The organism is Lysinibacillus sp. CNPSo 3705 (genome assembly GCF_028674935.1).
In the GTDB taxonomy this organism is placed as follows: domain Bacteria; phylum Bacillota; class Bacilli; order Bacillales_A; family Planococcaceae; genus Lysinibacillus.
The window spans coordinates 1-18,692 of sequence record NZ_JAQZSD010000027.1; the positions used below are offsets into that span (position 1 = coordinate 1).

The 18,692-nt window shown below is 38.7% G+C and carries 12 protein-coding genes; 8 read left to right on the plus strand and 4 right to left on the minus strand.

Translation table 11 applies throughout. The annotated features are described in order from the left end of the window. Positions 1–215: 215 nt before the first annotated feature. From PVA17_RS12935 to PVA17_RS12950, 4 genes are read right to left on the minus strand one after another with little or no spacing between them, the layout of a single operon-like run. Positions 216–1,358, minus strand: a complete 1,143-nt coding sequence (locus PVA17_RS12935; RefSeq protein WP_274067903.1) for a CaiB/BaiF CoA transferase family protein — start codon at positions 1,356–1,358, stop codon at positions 216–218. Between the two features lie 20 nt (positions 1,359–1,378). Beyond that, positions 1,379–2,185 (minus strand): enoyl-CoA hydratase/isomerase family protein, encoded by an 807-nt coding sequence (locus PVA17_RS12940; RefSeq protein WP_274067904.1) that lies wholly within the window; start codon positions 2,183–2,185, stop codon positions 1,379–1,381. A gap of 60 nt (positions 2,186–2,245) precedes the next feature. Next, positions 2,246–3,319 (minus strand): acyl-CoA dehydrogenase family protein, encoded by a 1,074-nt coding sequence (locus tag PVA17_RS12945; RefSeq protein WP_274067905.1) that lies wholly within the window; start codon positions 3,317–3,319, stop codon positions 2,246–2,248. Further along, the gene (locus tag PVA17_RS12950; RefSeq protein WP_142509747.1) at positions 3,316–4,470 is read right to left on the minus strand and encodes an acyl-CoA dehydrogenase family protein; all 1,155 of its coding nucleotides are present in this window, start codon (positions 4,468–4,470) and stop codon (positions 3,316–3,318) included. Before PVA17_RS12950 ends, PVA17_RS12945 begins: the two co-directional genes overlap by 4 nt. Before the next feature lie 450 nt (positions 4,471–4,920). Between PVA17_RS12950 and rpoN the strand changes: the two genes are divergently transcribed. The 8 genes from rpoN (at position 4,921) to PVA17_RS12990 (ending at position 18,427) form a co-directional block, all read left to right on the plus strand. Then, on the plus strand, positions 4,921–6,258 hold the full coding sequence (rpoN, locus tag PVA17_RS12955; protein WP_274067906.1) for an RNA polymerase factor sigma-54: 1,338 nt from the start codon (positions 4,921–4,923) through the stop codon (positions 6,256–6,258). A 546-nt stretch (positions 6,259–6,804) separates the two neighbouring features. Beyond that, entirely contained in the window at positions 6,805–8,220 is a 1,416-nt protein-coding gene (locus PVA17_RS12960) for an amino acid permease (protein ID WP_274067907.1), read from the plus strand. Positions 8,221–8,369: 149 nt separating this feature from the next. Continuing rightward, positions 8,370–10,016 (plus strand): sigma-54 interaction domain-containing protein, encoded by a 1,647-nt coding sequence (locus PVA17_RS12965; RefSeq protein ID WP_274067908.1) that lies wholly within the window; start codon positions 8,370–8,372, stop codon positions 10,014–10,016. 513 nt (positions 10,017–10,529) lie between these two features. Further along, the gene (locus PVA17_RS12970; protein ID WP_274067909.1) at positions 10,530–11,858 is read left to right on the plus strand and encodes an aminotransferase family protein; all 1,329 of its coding nucleotides are present in this window, start codon (positions 10,530–10,532) and stop codon (positions 11,856–11,858) included. Between the two features lie 36 nt (positions 11,859–11,894). Further along, a complete protein-coding gene (locus PVA17_RS12975; protein ID WP_274067910.1) occupies positions 11,895–13,292 on the plus strand; it encodes an aldehyde dehydrogenase family protein in 1,398 nt (465 codons plus the stop codon). Between the two features lie 244 nt (positions 13,293–13,536). Beyond that, positions 13,537–15,561, plus strand: coding sequence for a hydantoinase/oxoprolinase family protein (locus PVA17_RS12980; protein ID WP_274067911.1), 2,025 nt, complete (start codon positions 13,537–13,539; stop codon positions 15,559–15,561). Between the two features lie 23 nt (positions 15,562–15,584). Then, entirely contained in the window at positions 15,585–17,561 is a 1,977-nt protein-coding gene (locus PVA17_RS12985; RefSeq protein ID WP_274067912.1) for a hydantoinase B/oxoprolinase family protein, read from the plus strand. A 419-nt stretch (positions 17,562–17,980) separates the two neighbouring features. Beyond that, positions 17,981–18,427, plus strand: coding sequence for a hypothetical protein (locus PVA17_RS12990; protein WP_274067913.1), 447 nt, complete (start codon positions 17,981–17,983; stop codon positions 18,425–18,427). Positions 18,428–18,692: the final 265 nt, after the last annotated feature.

Genomic DNA, 18,692 nt, shown 5'->3' on the forward strand with positions numbered 1-18,692 from the left:
GCGTGAGTGCAACGTAGCGACAGCAGCACGATGTTGGTCACGAAGGCGTTATCACAGGATGTGATGCTTTTAGCCTTCGTTCCTCTATTGCTGATCCCCAAGGAGTCGCCCAGTCTCCACTCCAATCAACCTATCCACATGACATACTTTTTAATAAAATGTCATTCCGAACTTTCAGTGATGAACCATAAAAGTACTTCTATTATAGCGCAATTTTATTTTTGTAGAGAGGGCTTTTGGAATTGGTTTGTGTGTTCTCCAAGTATCGGTGGTGCTAATTTATATTGAATATCTAAATCAGAGAACTTTAACGGGCTTTTGATGAATCTAATTGTCCCATATTGTTCGTGCTCTATTTCACCAATCATGTCTCGTGCCATAAATTGCGGTTGTGCCAGTGCCTCAGCAATTGTGTTCACACGTCCACCTGGAATTTTGTATTGTTGTAATAAGGTAATCCATTCATCCCGTGTTTTTGTCATAGTAATGTCAGTAATCATCTGAACAAGCTCCGCTTCATGTTGCTTGCGCATCGTATTCGTTAAAAAGCGCGGATCATTAGCCCATTCCTCACGTTGTAACAGCGTGCAAAACTTTTTAAATTGTCCATCTGTGCCAACGCAAATCATTAAGGGGCCGTCAGCACAGTTAAATACCTGATAGGGCGCAACATTATTATGTCGATTACCGAGACGTTCTGAAATAAAACCTGTATTTAAATAAGCACTCGCTACATTCGCTAAGCTACTCATCTGAACGTCTAATAAAGCTAAGTCAATAAATTGCCCTCTATTTGTTTGGTCGCGCATTCGTAAAGCGGCTAAAATACTAATGACGACATAGTTAGAGGTTAAAATATCTGCAATAGGAACACCAACTTTTGTCGCTTCTCCATCAGGTGAGCCTGTGACATGCATTAAACCACTCATCGCTTGAATTACTGGATCGAAGCCTGGTTCGTGTGCGAGAGGACCCGTTTGACCGAATCCTGTAACTGCACAATAGATGATTCTAGGATTCACTTTGCTTAATTCCTCATAGCTGAGCCCCATTCGCTCCATGTCACCCGTTTTAAAATTTTCGAGGACGACATCAGCATCTTTGACAAGCTCTTTAAATTTTTCTCTGTCCTCCATCGTCTTTAAATCTAATGTGATCGATTTTTTATTGCGATTGGCACATAAATAATACGTACTTTGACCATTCACAAATGGCCCCCAATCACGCATGCTATCAGAACCATTGGGATGTTCTATACGAATTACTTCTGCCCCTAAATCTGCCAACATCATAGAGCCAGCAGGGGCAGCATAAATTCGAGATAAATCTAATACTCGAATATTTTCAAGAGGTTGCATTGTTCGTCCTCCTAAACACGTCATTTATAAATAGGCTTACGTTTTTCTACAACTGCGTTCACACCCTCTTTAAAATCATCTAGCTCTGTAACAATAGCCATTTGTGATGAAATGTAATCAAGGGCACTACGTAAATCCATTCGTTGACTTTGATATACAGCACGCTTTATAAATTGCAATGTCGTAGTTGGACGATTAACTAATTCCTTTGCATAATTCAATGTGTATTCGTCAAGCTCATGGTCTTCTACAACAAATGTCACCACACCTTTGTCTTTTGCTTCATCAGCAGTTAATACACGAGCTGTCCAGAACATATCCAAGGCTTGATCGATGCCGATTAATTTTGGTAAGTAATAAGCACCACCGTCGCCTGGCACGATCGCAACATTAATGTAGCTTTCGGAAATCTTCGTAGATTTTGCGGCAATCCGTATATCGCACATTAAGGCCATATCAAGTCCTGCCCCCATTGCAAATCCATGTACCTGTGCAATAACGGGCTTATCAATTTCGTCAAGAAGAAGGGGAATACGCTGAATCTTTTTCCACAGCGAATTTTTTCGTGCTAATCCTGTAGAAGAAATATCGTCCTCGCTTTGGAAAAATCCTTCCCCAGCTTGCATCGCCTTAATATCCCCACCAGCGCAGAATGATTTTCCATTACCCTTGACGATGACAACACGAATATCCGTCGAATCACGAACGGTTTCAAGGGCTTCAATCCATTTAGCGATCATCTCTTCACTGAAAGCATTGTACGCCTCAGGTCTATTTAATGTAATCGTAGCAACATGGTCTTGCACTTCAAAAAGTAAATCAGTCATTGATAACACTCCTTATCATGTCATTGGTGGTTTGTCACAAATTAATGTTGGTCATTGGCCTTAACCTTCTACTTTGAGCAGTGGGGAGCTTGCGCTACTTGAAGTTAAATATCCCCATAGACTATCTCCGCTATTTAGTAGCTGTGTTGCTACTAAATTAGTCCAATAAGAGGTGCTAGCCCCTTCATCGCGCCATGACCAAAGTCTGCGTGTAAATTGATGCAAACTATGCTCGTGTGTCGTACCAATTGCAGCGTGTACTTGATGCGCAATTGTTGTCACTGCTTGGATAATTTCTTCGAAACGAATGCAGGCGTAAGCAACCTCACTACTTTGATTGTTCTTCAGAAGTGCTTCCGTTACATTATTAAATGCAGCTAGAGCAATCGCTGTTTCACCTGCTAAATGTACAATATGCTGCTGAACGAGCTGGAAGCGATGAATCGGTCGACCGAATTGCTCACGTTCTTTCGTATATTGAACAGTTAAATCATTTATTTTATCGACGGCACCAGTCATCAGTGCTAATTGAAAAGCAGTATTGAGTGTTGTTATAGCGTGTATTTTATCAGGAGATAACACAGCAGATACTTGTGAAACTTTAGCATGATGGAATTTCACGGTATCACGTGGTTCACCTGCTAAATTTGATCCTAGTTTAATTTCAGCTTGGCTTAAATCGATTTCTACAAGATGAGTACCTTCCGTGCTATAGGCAAGTGTCACTAGACGTTTTGTATGACGTGCCCAAGGAATTTGGATCGCCTCTCCCGTTAATTTGCCATTCTCTAACGTAAAGGCTTGGTTAGGGTAGAGCATATACGTCGCCAGGTCTTCAATTACTTGTAAACTAGTAAACTCTAATAAATAATTTGCAAAAGTTGTTTCTGCAAATGGGATCGGTGCCGCGTATTTTCCAGTTAAACGAACAATATTCAATAAATCCTCTATGTCGCCACCTGCACCGCCATTTTCTTCTGTAATGGCTACTGCTGTCATACCGTTTTCTTTAAACAAATCCCATAGTTCTGGTGCCCAATGACCTTGTTCCACCGTATCGACTAACTCTTTATCGACTTTTTCTTTTAACATGCGCTCTACAACATTAAGAATCATATCTTTCATCTCACTCATTGTGCTACAACCCCTTTCGCCACAACTCCATACAGCACCTCTGAAGTTCCTCCTCGGATAGTGAAACCTGGTGCATGTAAAATGGATTCAGCCATAAAGCGATCAATTTTACGATGTGCGTCAAGAGTAGGATAAGTCTGTACGATTAAGCGTGTAATTTCAGGAATACTTTGCTCAAATTTCGTACCGAGTGCTTTCACAAGTGCTGCAGGAATAGATACGTCTTCACCATTACCAGATTCTAAAAGCTGGGCTACGCCAATTGACAAATTACGGAGGCCCCAAAGACGAGCTATTATTTTAGACGCTTGCTGTAACCCTTCTAAATTTTTTTGGCGTTTTAACTCTTGAATAAGTTCATCGATTAATGGGAAAGTGCTTAAAATTCGCTCTGGACCACTGCGCTCAAAGGCAAGCTCTGCTAATCCTTGAGCCCAGCCGTTACCGATTTCCCCTACAACCATATTGTCAGGTACAAAAACATTGTCAAAGAATACTTCGTTGTAATGATGTTCTCCGGTTAAAAATTTAATTGGAACAACCGTTACACCTTCCGCATGTAAATCAACAATCAATTGACTGAGCCCTGCATGTTTGCTTTTTCCATCAAAAGGACTAGTCCGTACTAAAGTCACCATATAGTGGCAAAGGTGTGCATTACTCGTCCATATTTTTTGACCGTTGACAATCCATCCACCCTCTACTTTTTCAGCACGTGTGCTAACCGAAGCGAGGTCGGATCCACTATTTGGTTCACTTAAACCTATGCCGAAGTAGCATTCGCCTTTCACAATTTTCGGTAAGAAATATTCTCGCTGCTCTTCTGTTCCATACCGTAAAAGAAGTGGGCCTGTTTGGCGATCAGCAAACCAATGTGCAGCAACTGGAGCACCAACAGCTAAAAATTCTTCCGTTAAAATGTATCGATCAATAGTACTCCTCTCTTGGCCACCATATTTTTTAGGCCAAGTTAAGCCAATCCAACCTTTTTGACCAATTAATTTAGAGAATTCAGGATCATCTCCACTAAGCCAAGAGTCACATTTAGGCGTGAAAGTTCCTTTTGCTAATTCATCCTGTAGAAACGTTCGCACATCTAAGCGGAATTGCTCCTGCTCTTGTGTAAATTGCACAGTTGGTACATGAAACATTTGATCACTCCTTATTTCTTACCGTAATGTGGTAACTATTATTGTATATGTGTATTTTAAGGTGACTTATAACTGCAGTCAATTACTTTTTTGGAATTATTAGAAAATTTAATATGTAGAGTAAGGAGGCTCATAGTTTATCACCAAAACGTGGGGGTGATATTCGTTACACCTGAGCGCTTTGTAGCTGCCGCTTCGCTTTCGCACAGATAAAACATTTTGTAGCTGCCGCTTCGCTTTCGCACAGATAAAACATTTTGTAGCTGCCGCTTCGCTTTCGCACAGATAAAACATTTTGTAGCTGCCGCTTCGCTAGGTGCATCCGATAAGTTACTTCGGCAAAAAGGATGTTGGCTACGCTTTAATCCAGAAAAATGTTTGAAGAAAAAATGGAAAAAGAGAGAATAAACGTGTTACTATGTAGAAAATTACGTGATGGAGGTATGGGGTATGCAAATAGCTATCAAAACTTCCCAAAAAATAATGCAAGTGTTATCACCTCAGCTAGTACAGCATTTAGAAATACTGCAATATTCGACAAATGAATTAGAACAGTATATTTATAATAAGGCTTACGAAAATCCACTGTTAGTTGTCACTGATGCAACGGTGAAAATGCAATATGAGGAAATTATGCAATTAGCAAGTTATTCTGATAAGAGTTATTCTGCGCAATATTATGCACCGCAACATCATTTATTTAATCCCATTGAGATGAAGTTTGCAGCAAAAGAGAGCTATGAGCAGTTTTTATTGGAACAAGTACCTATGCATAAAAATCTATCTACTGTAGATTTAAAAATTTTAACGTTTTTAATTCAATCTTTAGATGAACGTCTATTTTTAGATGTTGATGTAGAAATCGTCGCAAATAAGTGTAATACAAATGTTTTGCATGTAGAGGCGCTATTGGACTTACTTCAAACTTTCGAGCCAATGGGAGTAGGGGCACGTAATTATAAGGAGTATTTACTCATTCAGATAGACAGTGATGCGCTAGCACCGAAATTAGCCTCTCGCTTGATCGAGGAGGATTTAGAGCTAGTGGCCGCACAAGCTATTAAACAATTAAGTAAAAAGTATAAGACGTCTCTTAATGACGTGAAGAAAACTGTTAACTATATAAAAAATTTAAAACCAGTGATGACAGGAGATAAATTTGAAGCGATTCCATATGTCATTCCAGAAATCGAAGTAGAAAAATTCGGAGAGGAATGGGTGATAAAATTAAATCGCGGATATTTACCAAGCGTCACTATCGATAAACATTATGTTGAAATGCTAAAGAATGATCCTAACTGTAAAACCTATTTTAAAAACACAATGAAAGATGCACTTTTATTATTACAAGGGATCGAACAACGTGATAAAACACTGTACGAATTAGCTAGATTGCTAGTGGAATTGCAAGAAGATTTTTTTCATAAAGGCATTGAGGCATTAAAGCCTATGCGGTTAAAAGATGTAGCTGACATTTTAAGTTTACATGTATCAACGATTAGTCGGGCAGTACGTGGAAAATATATAAAAACTGCCCATGGCGTATATGTTTTACAATCGTTATTTACAAAAGGAGTAATGAATATTTCTGGAAAGATGGATTCTATTATGTATATTAAAAAGCGGCTCAAGCAGTTGATTGAAACAGAGGATAAACGACAGCCATTAACGGATCAACAGCTTACAAATACTTTAAGTGCTGAAGGTATCCAAATATCCAGACGGACAGTAGCGAAGTACAGGGAAGAGATGAATATTATGAGTTCATTTAATCGTGTATATGGATAGATGATGTAAATGGACTATTAATGATGTACTTTTGCATCGAATTTGTAATATCGCATATGAGAACACATGGCGCAAAAAAATGCCTTATCACTCAAATTTAGGGATCGCTGAAAAAGAAGTTAAAACGTATATTATGTATGGATTGAATGGAGGGAAGGTTGGGCGACTCCTTGGGGATCGGCGTCACAGAAGACCCTGGAGCGAGCACATAGGAGAACAAAGGCTAAAACCATCACGTCCTGTGATAACGCCTTCGGACCAACATCTTGTTGGCCCAAACGACTCATCGGACGCCCCTAGGAACCTTTGCTTTGTGGGAAAGCGAAACGACAGCAAAAAGAGCCCAGCCGGAACGGAAATCAACTTCACGCTATGCTAAAATCGCTGAGTTAGAAAAAATTAGCAACAATAGCTGTACAGATTAAAAATTTTTCGGAATTTTTAATAATTTAATGGATTTGGCATCAAAATTGCTCATTAAACGATAGACATTGAAGTAGAGGAAAGGGGCTAGTAAATGTCTACATAACACAAAGGGGTGGTTTAATGGGGGCTTTGCAAAAATCATTGAAAACACGGCATATAACAATGATTTCGATTGGAGGGGTTATTGGTACAGGGCTCTTCGTAGGGACCGGAAAAAATATTTTAAGTACTGGTCCTGCGGCGGTGATTTCCTATGCGATTGCATGCATGCTTATAGTTCTGATCATGCAAATGGTTGGGGAAATGGCATCAGGAGAAATAGTATTAGGAAAGAAATCAGGTGGTTCGGCAGAGCTGGGCTCATTTGCTTCTTATGCAGGGAAGTATATTGGTCCATGGGCAGGGTTTACAGTAGGGTGGCTTTATTGGGCAAGCTGGGTATTTATTGTGGGGTTAGAAGCGGCACTCATAGGGGGAATGCTGCATAATTGGTTCCCGATGATACCAACATGGCTCGGAAGCGTAGGCATAACATTATTGATGACAATTGTTAATATTTATTCAGTAAAATCATTTGGTGAATTTGAATATTGGCTATCCTTCGTTAAAGTTACTGCAATTATTGTATTTTTAGTTGTTGGTATAGCTATGATTTTAGGAATTTGGCCAAATTATGAACCGAAGGGGTTAGGAATATTAACGGAATTCGGTGGATTTGCTCCGAATGGTATTATCCCGATTTTTACGGCCATTGTCTTTGTTATATTTTCAATTTGTGGTGCTGAGGTTGCAGCCATTGCGGCAGCAGAGTCTGAAAATCCAGCGAGAAATATTGTCCGCGCCATTCGCAACGTTGTCTTTCGTTTAGGGTTATTTTTTGTAGGCTCAGTAGCTATTATGGTTTTAATCATCCCTTGGAATAATTCGAAAATATTAGCAGCGCCTTATGCAAATATATTAACGATGGCAGGGCTTCCAATTGCTGCTCAACTTATTCAAATCGTCATTTTTATTTCACTAATCTCTGTGTTAAATTCAGCTCTTTATACAAGCTCACGTATGCTACTTGAAATGTCGCGTCAAGGGGATGCACCAAAAATATTCTCGCAAATTAAAAATCGTCGAGGTGTGCCTGTACCAGCTGTTATTGGTAGTACAGTAGTAGCCTATATTTGTGCAATGTTATACTTCATTTCACCAGAAGTTATTTTCTACTTTTTAGGTAATTGCGTTGGAGGATTAATGATTGCAGTTTATATTTTTATTGCGATTTCACAAATTCGTTTCCGACGTTATTACGATAAAGTTTCAGATGAGCCATTAGCGATTAGAATGTGGTTATTTCCATATTTATCGTATGTGACAATTGGTATTTTAACAGTCGTCTATTTATGCCAAGCGTTCATCGAATCTTTACGTTCACAATTCTATTTGAGTACATTTGTATTAATTGGCTCAGTGGTGTTGTTCATGATTATGCGAAAGCTGACGACAAGGCCAGCGGAGCAAATAGAGGAAAAGCTAGCCTCAGAGTAGAATACTATAAAATACAAAAAATTCGCGCTATTCCTGCGAGATATCAAGCCAAAGGAAACTTTTATACCTTTTAGGCTTCCAGATGCCTCGTAGAAAGAGCGAATTTTTTTGTATGAAAAGCCTTTAACGTTCAAGAGGGAGTGATCTAGATGTCGATAACTCAACTACATAAAGAGGAGCATTTTTTTATTGTAAAAAATGATGAGGTAATAATTAAAAGTGATATCCAAATAGAGCTTCTTGAAAAAATAATAAAAAAATATAGTAAAGGACTAGAAACCTTTGATGTAGAAGGCTATTGTATTCATGTAATAGAGACTTCACAAGGTCGCTTATTCCATGTCAAACCATCCATGCAGTATAGCTATATAGACTTTATGAACTCATTGTCAGTTAAAGTTTTAAACTCCATATCCGATGGCGTTACAGTCTGTGATAGCGATGGCAAAATTATATTTCAAAATGATATAGATATCGAAATTGTGGGCATTGATTTAATGGGGAGATATGCAAAAGACGTCATTGCTGAAGGATTAATGAGTGATTCCATTTCGATGAAAGTCATTGAATCAAAAGAAAAAGTAACGATTTTGCAGACGTTCATTAATGGCAAATGCTTTTTAGTTTCTGGAAAGCCGATATTTGATGAATACGGCGAATTACAATATGTAGTTGCTATTACTCGTGATATGACACAATTAAAGCTGTTAGAGAAAGAAGTAAAAAAATTAGAAGTTCAAAACGAAAACTTTAAAAATAAACTACATGCCTTACATAATAAAGAAAACACAAAAAGTAGTTTAATCGCTGTATCTTCAGCAATGATGCAGGTTGTAGAACGTGTTATGAGAGTTGCAGAGGTAGATTCTACTGTATTAATTGGTGGTGAATCGGGCGTAGGTAAAGAAGAGATAACAAAGCTTATTCACGCAAATAGCCGCCGTCATGATAAGCAAATTTTAACGATTAACTGTAGTGCAATTCCAGAGAATTTATTAGAATCTGAACTTTTCGGCTATGAAGCTGGAGCCTTTACGGGAGCGTCAAGAGGTGGTAAGGCAGGGTTATTTGAGATTGCGTCAAGTGGCACAGTGTTTTTAGATGAAATTGGAGAGATGCCCTTGCTACTACAGGCGAAATTATTACGTGTGCTCCAAGAATCAGAGGTACAGCGTCTAGGAAGCGGAAAGCCTATTCCGATCGATGTACGCATTATTGCTGCGACAAATCGCAATTTAGCGGAGATGGTGAGGCAAGGTAATTTTCGTGAGGATTTATATTATCGTTTAAATATTATACCTATTGAAATTCCTCCTTTAAGACAACGTCGCCAAGATATCATTCCATTAGTCAACCATTTTTTGGCTATTATTGAAGATAAATATGGGATCCATCGGACAATTGAGTCATCGGCAATGAAAATATTAGAATCTTATGATTGGCCAGGCAATGTACGTCAACTTAAAAACATGGTGGAGCGTATTTGCTTACTAGCAACGCAGCCAGAAATAACCGCATTTATTGTGCAACAAGAGCTAGATAGTAACCTACCTATTACACGTGATTCAGAAAATCCACTAGAAATACAAAGCATTCAGGAACAGGTAGTAACTCCGAGGTTTAGTGGTACTTTAAAGGAGCAAGTAGCTGGGTTTGAAAAGCAGATTATTAAAGAAGCTCTATCTACCTATCCAAGTATTAGGCAAGCTGCTAAATCACTTGGATGTGATCAGTCAACATTAGTACGTAAAATACAAAAGTTCCAATTAACGAAACAAATTTCATATGAGGATTAACGATGTATTTTTGCATCAAAACTTCATTCATGCAAAAAAACCTGTAATATTGCAATACGCACTGATTCATACAAAGAAAATGATGTAATGCATCATTATAATAATAAATTTAGATAAAGAGGGACATTTTCGAAAAATGAAAGTGTTCCTTTTTCATTTTGCTGCAGTTGTTGTGAAGTAACTAATAGAAAAAAATGCTGCTTTTTCATGGCGTGGGGTTGATTTCTGTTCCGATTGGGCGCTTTGTTGTTGCTGTCGCTACGTTACACTACGCTTTCGCACAGAGCAAAGCTTCCTGGGGCGTCCGATGAGCGGCTTCACTCGCGTTCCTCCATTGCTGATCCCCAAGGAGTCGCCCAATTTTCACTCCAATCGACTTATATAAAAATCAATTCCTTTTCTTTTAGAAATGAGTCAAAAAAATTACAACGCCTTAAGGAATTTTTTTCAGTTGGCATGAGAATTGCTATTAAAATTGTGTATGAAATTTTAAACGAAAAGAGGTTGGCATTTATGACAATTCAACTAAAAGAAGAGTTAAAAACGTTAGATCAAAAACATTTTCTACACCCAACAACGTCGATTGAGCAACAACAAACACAAGGGCCGGCAGCTATTTTTACAGAGGGCAATGGCATTTATTTAAAAGATATAGAAGGAAATGTCTTCATTGATGGGATGTCTTCTTTATGGAATGTAAATATTGGGCATGGTCGTAAAGAAATTGCCGAAGTGGCGAAGGAGCAAATATCTACATTAGCATTTAGTTCCTGCTTCGCTTCTTTTAGCAATGAACCCGCTATTCGGTTAGCGACGAAAATTGCTTCTTTAACTCCTGGAGACTTAAACACTGTATTTTTCACTTCTGGCGGCTCAGAATCGAACGATACAGCGATTAAATTAGCACGTCATTACTGGTTACTAAAGGGACAGCCAGAGCGTCAAAAAATTATTTCACGTACCCATTCATACCATGGTGTCGCAATGGGTGCTACAAATGCGACAGGCTTACAGGCATTTCGTGACTTTACGAATTCGCACGCACCTGATTTCCACTATGTATATAGCGAGTCCGTACGTAATTTACGTGAAACGATTGAAGCGTTAGGCCCTGAGACTGTGGCAGCATTTATTTCTGAACCAGTACAAGGTGCAGGTGGGGTTAATATTCCACAAAAAGATTATTTTAAAGAAGTGCGAAAAATTTGTGATGAGTACGGTATTTTATTCATTGCAGATGAAGTTATTACCGGGTTTGGTCGTACAGGGAAATTTTTCGGTATGGAACATTACGGGGTAGTGCCAGATATGATGTCATTCGCTAAAGGAGTATCGAGTGGTTATGTTCAACTTGGTGGTGTGGCAATATCCGAAACAATTCATCAAGATTTATGTGAGCTTTCTAAAGGAACATTAATGCACGGATATACTTACAGCGGCCATGCACTCGCTTGTCAAGTTGGATTAAAAAATATAGAAATTCTTGAGCGCGAAAATCTCGTTGAAAATGCTGCAAACATGGGCAATGCCATGTTAAAAGGATTCCGAGCACTGCAAGAAAAATATAGCTTTATCGGACGCGTGCGAACGCTTGGATTACTTGGAGCCATTGAATTAGTAAAGAGCCGTAAGACGGGTGAATTGTTTGAGTCTCCTCTTAGTCCCATTTTTGTACAAGAAACGATGAAACGAGGATTGATTTTACGAACAGTTACGTATGATCAAGATACAGTTGTCTTTTCTCCACCTCTCATTCTATCAAAAGTAGAGCTTGATGAAATGTTACGTATTTTAGACGAGACATTTGAGCATATACGTAAAACAATTGTTGAAAAAGATTAAGTCAATGAAGCGATCATTATTTTAAGGAGGGGTTTTATGACAACTATCGTTAGGGAAATACGAAAACAGTTTAATCCAGCGAAACCATCTCAATGTATAGGTCAAGTTGAGCTTTTGACAATAGATGAAACGAAAGATGTAGTCATTGCAGCTCAGGAAGCATTTGAAGGTTGGAAAAATACGTCTTCTGTTGCGCGTGGAGAAATTTTACGCGTGACAGCAGACTTACTTGAGAAAAATATTAATAGAGTAGCTGAAATAGCTTCGAGTGAAATGGGTAAAACGAAACATGAAATGCTTGGTGAAGTGAAACGTGGCGCTTCCATTTTACGTTATTTTGCACAAGAAGGGATGCGGGCAACAGGGGAAGTGTTACCTTCTGCCAATGAAGCGAAATTATTGTACACAATGCGAGTACCACTTGGTGTCGTTGCTGCCATAACGCCTTGGAATTTCCCTGTCGCTATTCCTCTATGGAAAATTGCACCGGCATTAGTGTACGGCAATACGGTTGTTTGGAAGCCTTCTATTGAAAGTGCTTTAACTGGTGAATTAATAGGAGAATTATTTCAACAAGCAGGTTTACCAAAAAACGTGTTAAATGTCGTGCAAGGCCGTGGTTCAAAGGTTGGGCAAGTATTATTGGAGGCATCTGAAGTAAAAGCGATTACATTTACAGGTTCAAATAGTGTGGGGCAAAGTATTTTAGATACTGCTGGATCGACTAATAAAAAAATTCAGCTTGAACTTGGCGGGAAAAATGCAGCAATTATTTTAGCTGATGCCAATATCAAGCAAGCTGCAAAATTAACGATTGAAGGTGCGATGAAACAGACTGGACAGCGTTGTACAGCAACTAGTCGCGTTTACATCGAGGAAGCGGTTTATGACAAGGTAGTAGAGCAGTTCATTGAAGAAGCTAAAAAAATTAAAGTTGGTATCACGATGGGGCCTTTGTCATCTAAAGAGCAGTATAATTCTATATTATCCGCCATCGAGAAAGCAAAAGGTGAGGGTGCAGAGTTAATATTTGGCGGAGGCCCTACAAAAGGTATGGCAGAAGGATACTATATTGATCCAACCATCTTTACAAATGTAACCCACGAGATGTCGATTGCCCATGAAGAGATTTTTGGACCAGTTTTAGCTGTCATCAAAGTAAAAGATTATGAAGAAGCGATTCGATTATCGAATGATTCTAATTTTGGATTGAGTGCTTCTATTTATACAAATAACATTCCGAAAGCATTTGATTTTATTAACCGTAGTGAGGTTGGACTTGTACAGGTTAACGATGAAACGGGTGGAGCTGAGCCACAAGCGCCGTTTGGAGGAATGAAAAACTCAAGTACCGGTGCTCGTGAGCAGGGGCAGGCAGCGAAAGAGTTCTTTACAACGTATAAAACAATTACGATTGGCACAAAAAGTGAGTAAAAAGTTAATGTTGAAAAAAAATTAGGATTGCAAACAAAAAAATAGTTGTCACATATGCCTCGGTGTAATGACCCAGATTTTTCTTGAATTAAACGCGATATCATTAAAAAAATCTGGGGCATTCTCTTGAGGCATTAACTTTATCCTCAAAAATATGTTTTGGTGAAAGCAAAGTAATACGATGTGAACAACCACAAAGGCGTGTTAACCTTTTTAAAATTTATAAACGAAAGAAGGTAGAGCAATGGCACAAAGTCGTTTAGCAATTGATGTTGGTGGAACGTTTACGGATGTATTTGTTTTTAATGAAGAGACGGGAGAAGTATTTGTCACAAAAACGTCGTCAACACCTTCAAACCCGGAACAAGGAATACTTAATGGAGTAGCAAAAGCAGAACTAGATGGGAAGGATATTAAAATTTTTTCTCATGGTACAACAGTTGGAACGAATGCGTTAATTGAACGCAAGCTACCAAAAACAGCACTTATTACGACAAAGGGTTTTAGAGATGTCATCGAAATCCGCCGCGGGACGAAAGAAGATATTTGGGATACGTACAAAGATACTGCGAAGCCTTATATTCAACGACGAGATCGATTTGAAGTGACAGAACGAATAGATTATGAAGGAAATATTCTACAAGCCATTGATGAAGAAGAAGTTCGTGTATTAGCAAAAAAATTAAAACGCCGAGGAACAGAATCCATTGCTGTCTGTTTTATCAATGCCTATGTGAATGGGGAAAATGAGGAGAAAGTCAAAGGAATTTTAAAAGAGGAATTACCTGATGTCTATGTTTGTATTTCCAGCGAGGTGCTTCCGGAAATTTTTGAGCATGAGCGTATGAGTACGACTATTATCAATGCCGTTCTTGGACCTATTATGAGTAATTACATTAGTAAGTTAAGCACGGAAATGCAGAAAAAGGGCTATGACGATGAAATATTAGTTTTACATTCTGGTGGCGGTGTTATGACTTCAAGTACAGTGCCCCGCTATGCTGCTAGATTAGCAAGTTCTGGGATAGCTGCTGGGGCAATTGCCAGTAAGCATATCGCGAAGTTATGCGGATTTGACAATGCAATCGGCTTAGATATGGGTGGTACAAGTACCGATATTTCACTGATGTATAAGGGAGATATACGAATTACAAAGGATTGGTCGATTGAATATGGCTATCCAATTGGTTTCCCGAGCATTGAAATAGTAACAATAGGAGCCGGTGGGGGTAGCCTCGCCTGGAAAGATGAGGGCGGTTCTTTACGAAATGGACCACAAAGTGCAGGGGCAGTACCAGGACCAGCTTGCTATGGCCGAGGAGGTATTGAGCCCACTAACTCAGATGCAAATTTAGTGTTAGGACGTCTTGGTGTGGATTTGTTAGATGGCACTATGCAGTTAAATAAAGAGGCAGCTAGAGAGGCTGTGGAAAAGATTGCAAATGCATTCGATCAAACGGTTGAAGAAGCGGCAAGTGCCATTATAGAAGTTGCAAATGCTAATATGAGTGATGCCGTTCGCTTAATATCAGTACGGAGAGGCTATGATCCTCGTGATTTTGCGCTTGTAGCTTTTGGTGGTGCAGGTCCATTACACGGTGCCTATTTGGCAAAAGATTTAAACATTCCAAAAGTCATTATTCCTACGCATCCAGGTGTAGCAGCGGCAATGGGGTGCCTCCTTGTAGATGTACGCCATGATATTTCTAAAACATATGTCAAAAAACTAGATGAAGTAAGTGTAGAGGAACTGACAAATCAATTTAGTGAATTGCGAGAAGAGGCAAGAGAATTATTAGAAGAGGAAGGAATAGCAGAAAACACAATGTCATTAACGAATTATATAGATCTTCGTTATAAAGGACAATGGAGATCTCTAGCTGTTCTCGTATCCGATCAAATCACTTCCCTAGATGCTATTTTGGAAGCGTTCCATCAAGAACATGAACGAGAATTTGCATTTTCTAATATGGAGCAAGCTGTAGAAATATTTGGCTTACGTGTAACGGCTATAGGAACAGTACCAAAGCCTAATTTTCCACAATATGTTCCTGAAGGCTCGTTGGAAGCTGCTTTTAAAGAAACACGTCCTGTTTATTTTGAGGGTAAATTTACTGAAACAAACGTATATAATCGCGATAAAATACCCGTTTATACACAATTTACTGGTCCAGCCATTATCGATCAGTTAGATACGACGACTGTTATTCCACCAGGGTTTACTGCGGAAGTAGATGCCTATAAAAATATTATTATTACGGTGAACTAATACGCGATAAGGAGGAATTGGCTATGAGTACAACGAAAATGGTGGCGTATCATAAGGTCCAAAATCTAGACCCAGTAACATTTGAAGTGTTAAAAAACGGCTTTGTGAATTTAGTCGATCAAATGGCTGAACAAATGTTACGTACATGTTACTCGTTTGTCATTTATAATCGAGACTTTAGTTGTGCATTATGCGATGCACAGGGGAATACCGTTATGCAGGGAACGCAAGATATTTCCGTGCATGTAGGGACATTACATTTAACTGCAAAAGCTGTTTTAGAGGATTTCGCTGATGATATTCATCCAGGTGATGTATTTTTAGTAAATGATCCTTATCGTGGTGGAACACATTTCAGTGATGTGCGTGTAATTTTACCAGTGTTCCATGATGATAAACTGATTGCACTTATGCAAACAAATGGACACTGGGCAGATGTTGGTGGTTCTAACCCAGGTTCCTTTGATATTACAGCAAAGGAACATTACGGGGAAGGGCTACGTATCCCACCTGTCCGTATTTATAGTAAAGGTCAATATTTAACAGATGTTGTGAAGATTATTGTCATGAATATGCGCATTCCCGAAGAACGTTTAGGAGATTTAAGGTCTCAAGTGGAAGCGGCAAAAGTTGGAGAGAAGCAGCTCCAAGAAATGATTGAAAAGTATGGCATTCACACGGTGCTAGTAGCATTTGAAGAAGTTCAAAATTATGTAGAGCGATTAATGCGAGCGAAAATTAAAGCTTTACCACAAGGACAATGGGAAACGGTGGACTATATTGATATGGATCCGCAAGTAGGAGATGGTCTCATTCCAATTCGTGTGAAAATGACCATTACGGAGAATGAAATAGCTTATGATTTAAGCGATTCACATCCTTATATTAGCTGTTTTTTAAATGCAGGCTTTGGCTCAGCACTCTCTGGTACTTATGCAGGGACCAAAACATTTTTCCCAGAGATTCCACTGAATTCAGGATTTTATCGTGTTGTGAAAATATTTCTACCCGAAAACTCAGTCGTTAACGCACCTAGCCCAGTAGCTGTTTCTGGCTATTGTTCAGGCGCGTTTGAAAAAATTATGAATGCCTGCTTCGAATTATGGTCGAATATTATGCCCGAACGCGCTATCGCATGTTCATTTAATTTAGAGTATTTATTAATAGGTGGGTATGATCAGCGGAGAGATAGCAGTGAATATTTTATGTGGTATGACTGGATGGCTGGTGGCCATGGTGGACGTATTGACCGTGATGGTGCAAATACTACCTCGCCAGTTTTCGGGGTAGGTTTGAGTGTTCAACCATGCGAGGGGCAAGAGCGTTTATCTCCGGTTGTTACAACGAAGCATGAAATAATCATAGATTCAGCTGGTCCAGGTAAACACCGTGGTGGCTGTGGTGTAGAAAAGGGAGGCGTTTTAACGGATGTAAACCAAACCGTGATGTCTTATTGTTGTGATCGCTCTCGCTCCATTACATGGGGGATTATGGGCGGCCTACCTTCTATCGCGCAGGGGGCCATTTTAAATCCAAACAAAGATGATGAAGAATTTTTAGGCACGATTTTCTCCAATGTCGAGTTAAAGAATGGAGATTCCTTTACACGTCCCTCAGCAGGAGGCGGTGGTTTAGGTGACCCATTAACACGAGATGTAAACGCTGTTTTAGAGGACGTGATAGATGAATATGTTTCGCTTGAGCGCGCAAAACTTGATTATGGTGTAGTCATCCATAAAATTGACCGTGATATAGATGCCTTCGAAATTGATATGACTGCAACAGTAAAAGAACGCGATTATATTCGAAAAAATCGCCATAGATGGCTGGAAACAGATCCAATAGAAGTTGAGCAGATGTATAACAAAGGTGAAATTAATCAAATGGACGTTGTTCGTAAATATGGTGTCATTATGGATTATCAAACAAATACAGCATTGCCAATTTCCACAGAGCAATACCGAGAAGCAATGAAAAAACGTTCTTTAGCATATTGGTGATAGACATAAAGTTCTAGCGTATTGGGGTAAGTATCAACTAACTTTAATGATAAAGGAGAGAGTAGATCACACTACTCTCTCTGGGAATCGTGGGTATACCAATTTTTAATATTAAGTAATGCGTATATGATGAAAAATACTACTACATAACTTAAAAAATCAAAAGTTAAAGGGTTAATGTTTAATAAACTCGAAGGATGCAAGAGGGGGAAATAACTAACGATGATGACTACTGCCCAACCAAAAATACTTAGCAGGCATAACTTATTTAAAACAATCAGCATGGATAACGAATACGGATTAAATTATAACATCATTAGTGTAAAATTACACTAATGATGTTATTTTGGTTGCGTAGGCAAATTTGAAGGATTCGAAAAAAGCATACTTGATTGAGTTATGCTTCGGGAGGGAATTAAATGACATTTTTACGTTCTTTGCATGTCAAAATTATGATGGTATGTATTGTGGGGTTTATAGTGGCGGTAATTGGCATCAATCTATTTGATCTGTATCAATTAGGAGTACTTGGTATACTTGCTATTATTGTATTTCCAATTACGATGATTTTAGCAGGAAGACGCTATGCTCCAGCGCCATTTAATAATTTCACTACGTGGATTGTTATCATTATGATTGGTCTTTGCATCTTACATTGGATAGGTCAAGATGATAAGGAACTTTTAATGTCGCTTTTCACAGTTGATTTTGTCTATACGTGGTTGCTTCATAACGACCAAGTACGAGAGTATATAGTTGCTAATGATTTTATGTTCTTTCACTATATCGTGCGCATTGGGCTTGGGTTATTATACGGTATTTTGTTGGATGTCTTCGTCTATTTCGTAAAAAAGATAATGAAATGATAAGTGTACAAAGCAGACACCTTTATGATAAAGACATATAAATATTAGAAGTAAAGATAGTAAAGGTAGATTACCACTACTATCTTTTTTTTGTCATATGTATGGGAAAAATAGGTAAAATATGATAAGTTAAGAGCAGAAATTTCAGAATATATATTTTTATCGTTAGAAGAGGATATAGGATAGAGCGTGCGAGGTCGGCACGAAAAACAAAGAAAATGAAGAAACAGGCTGTTTTAGACATTTTAAAGGAGTTAACTCTCCT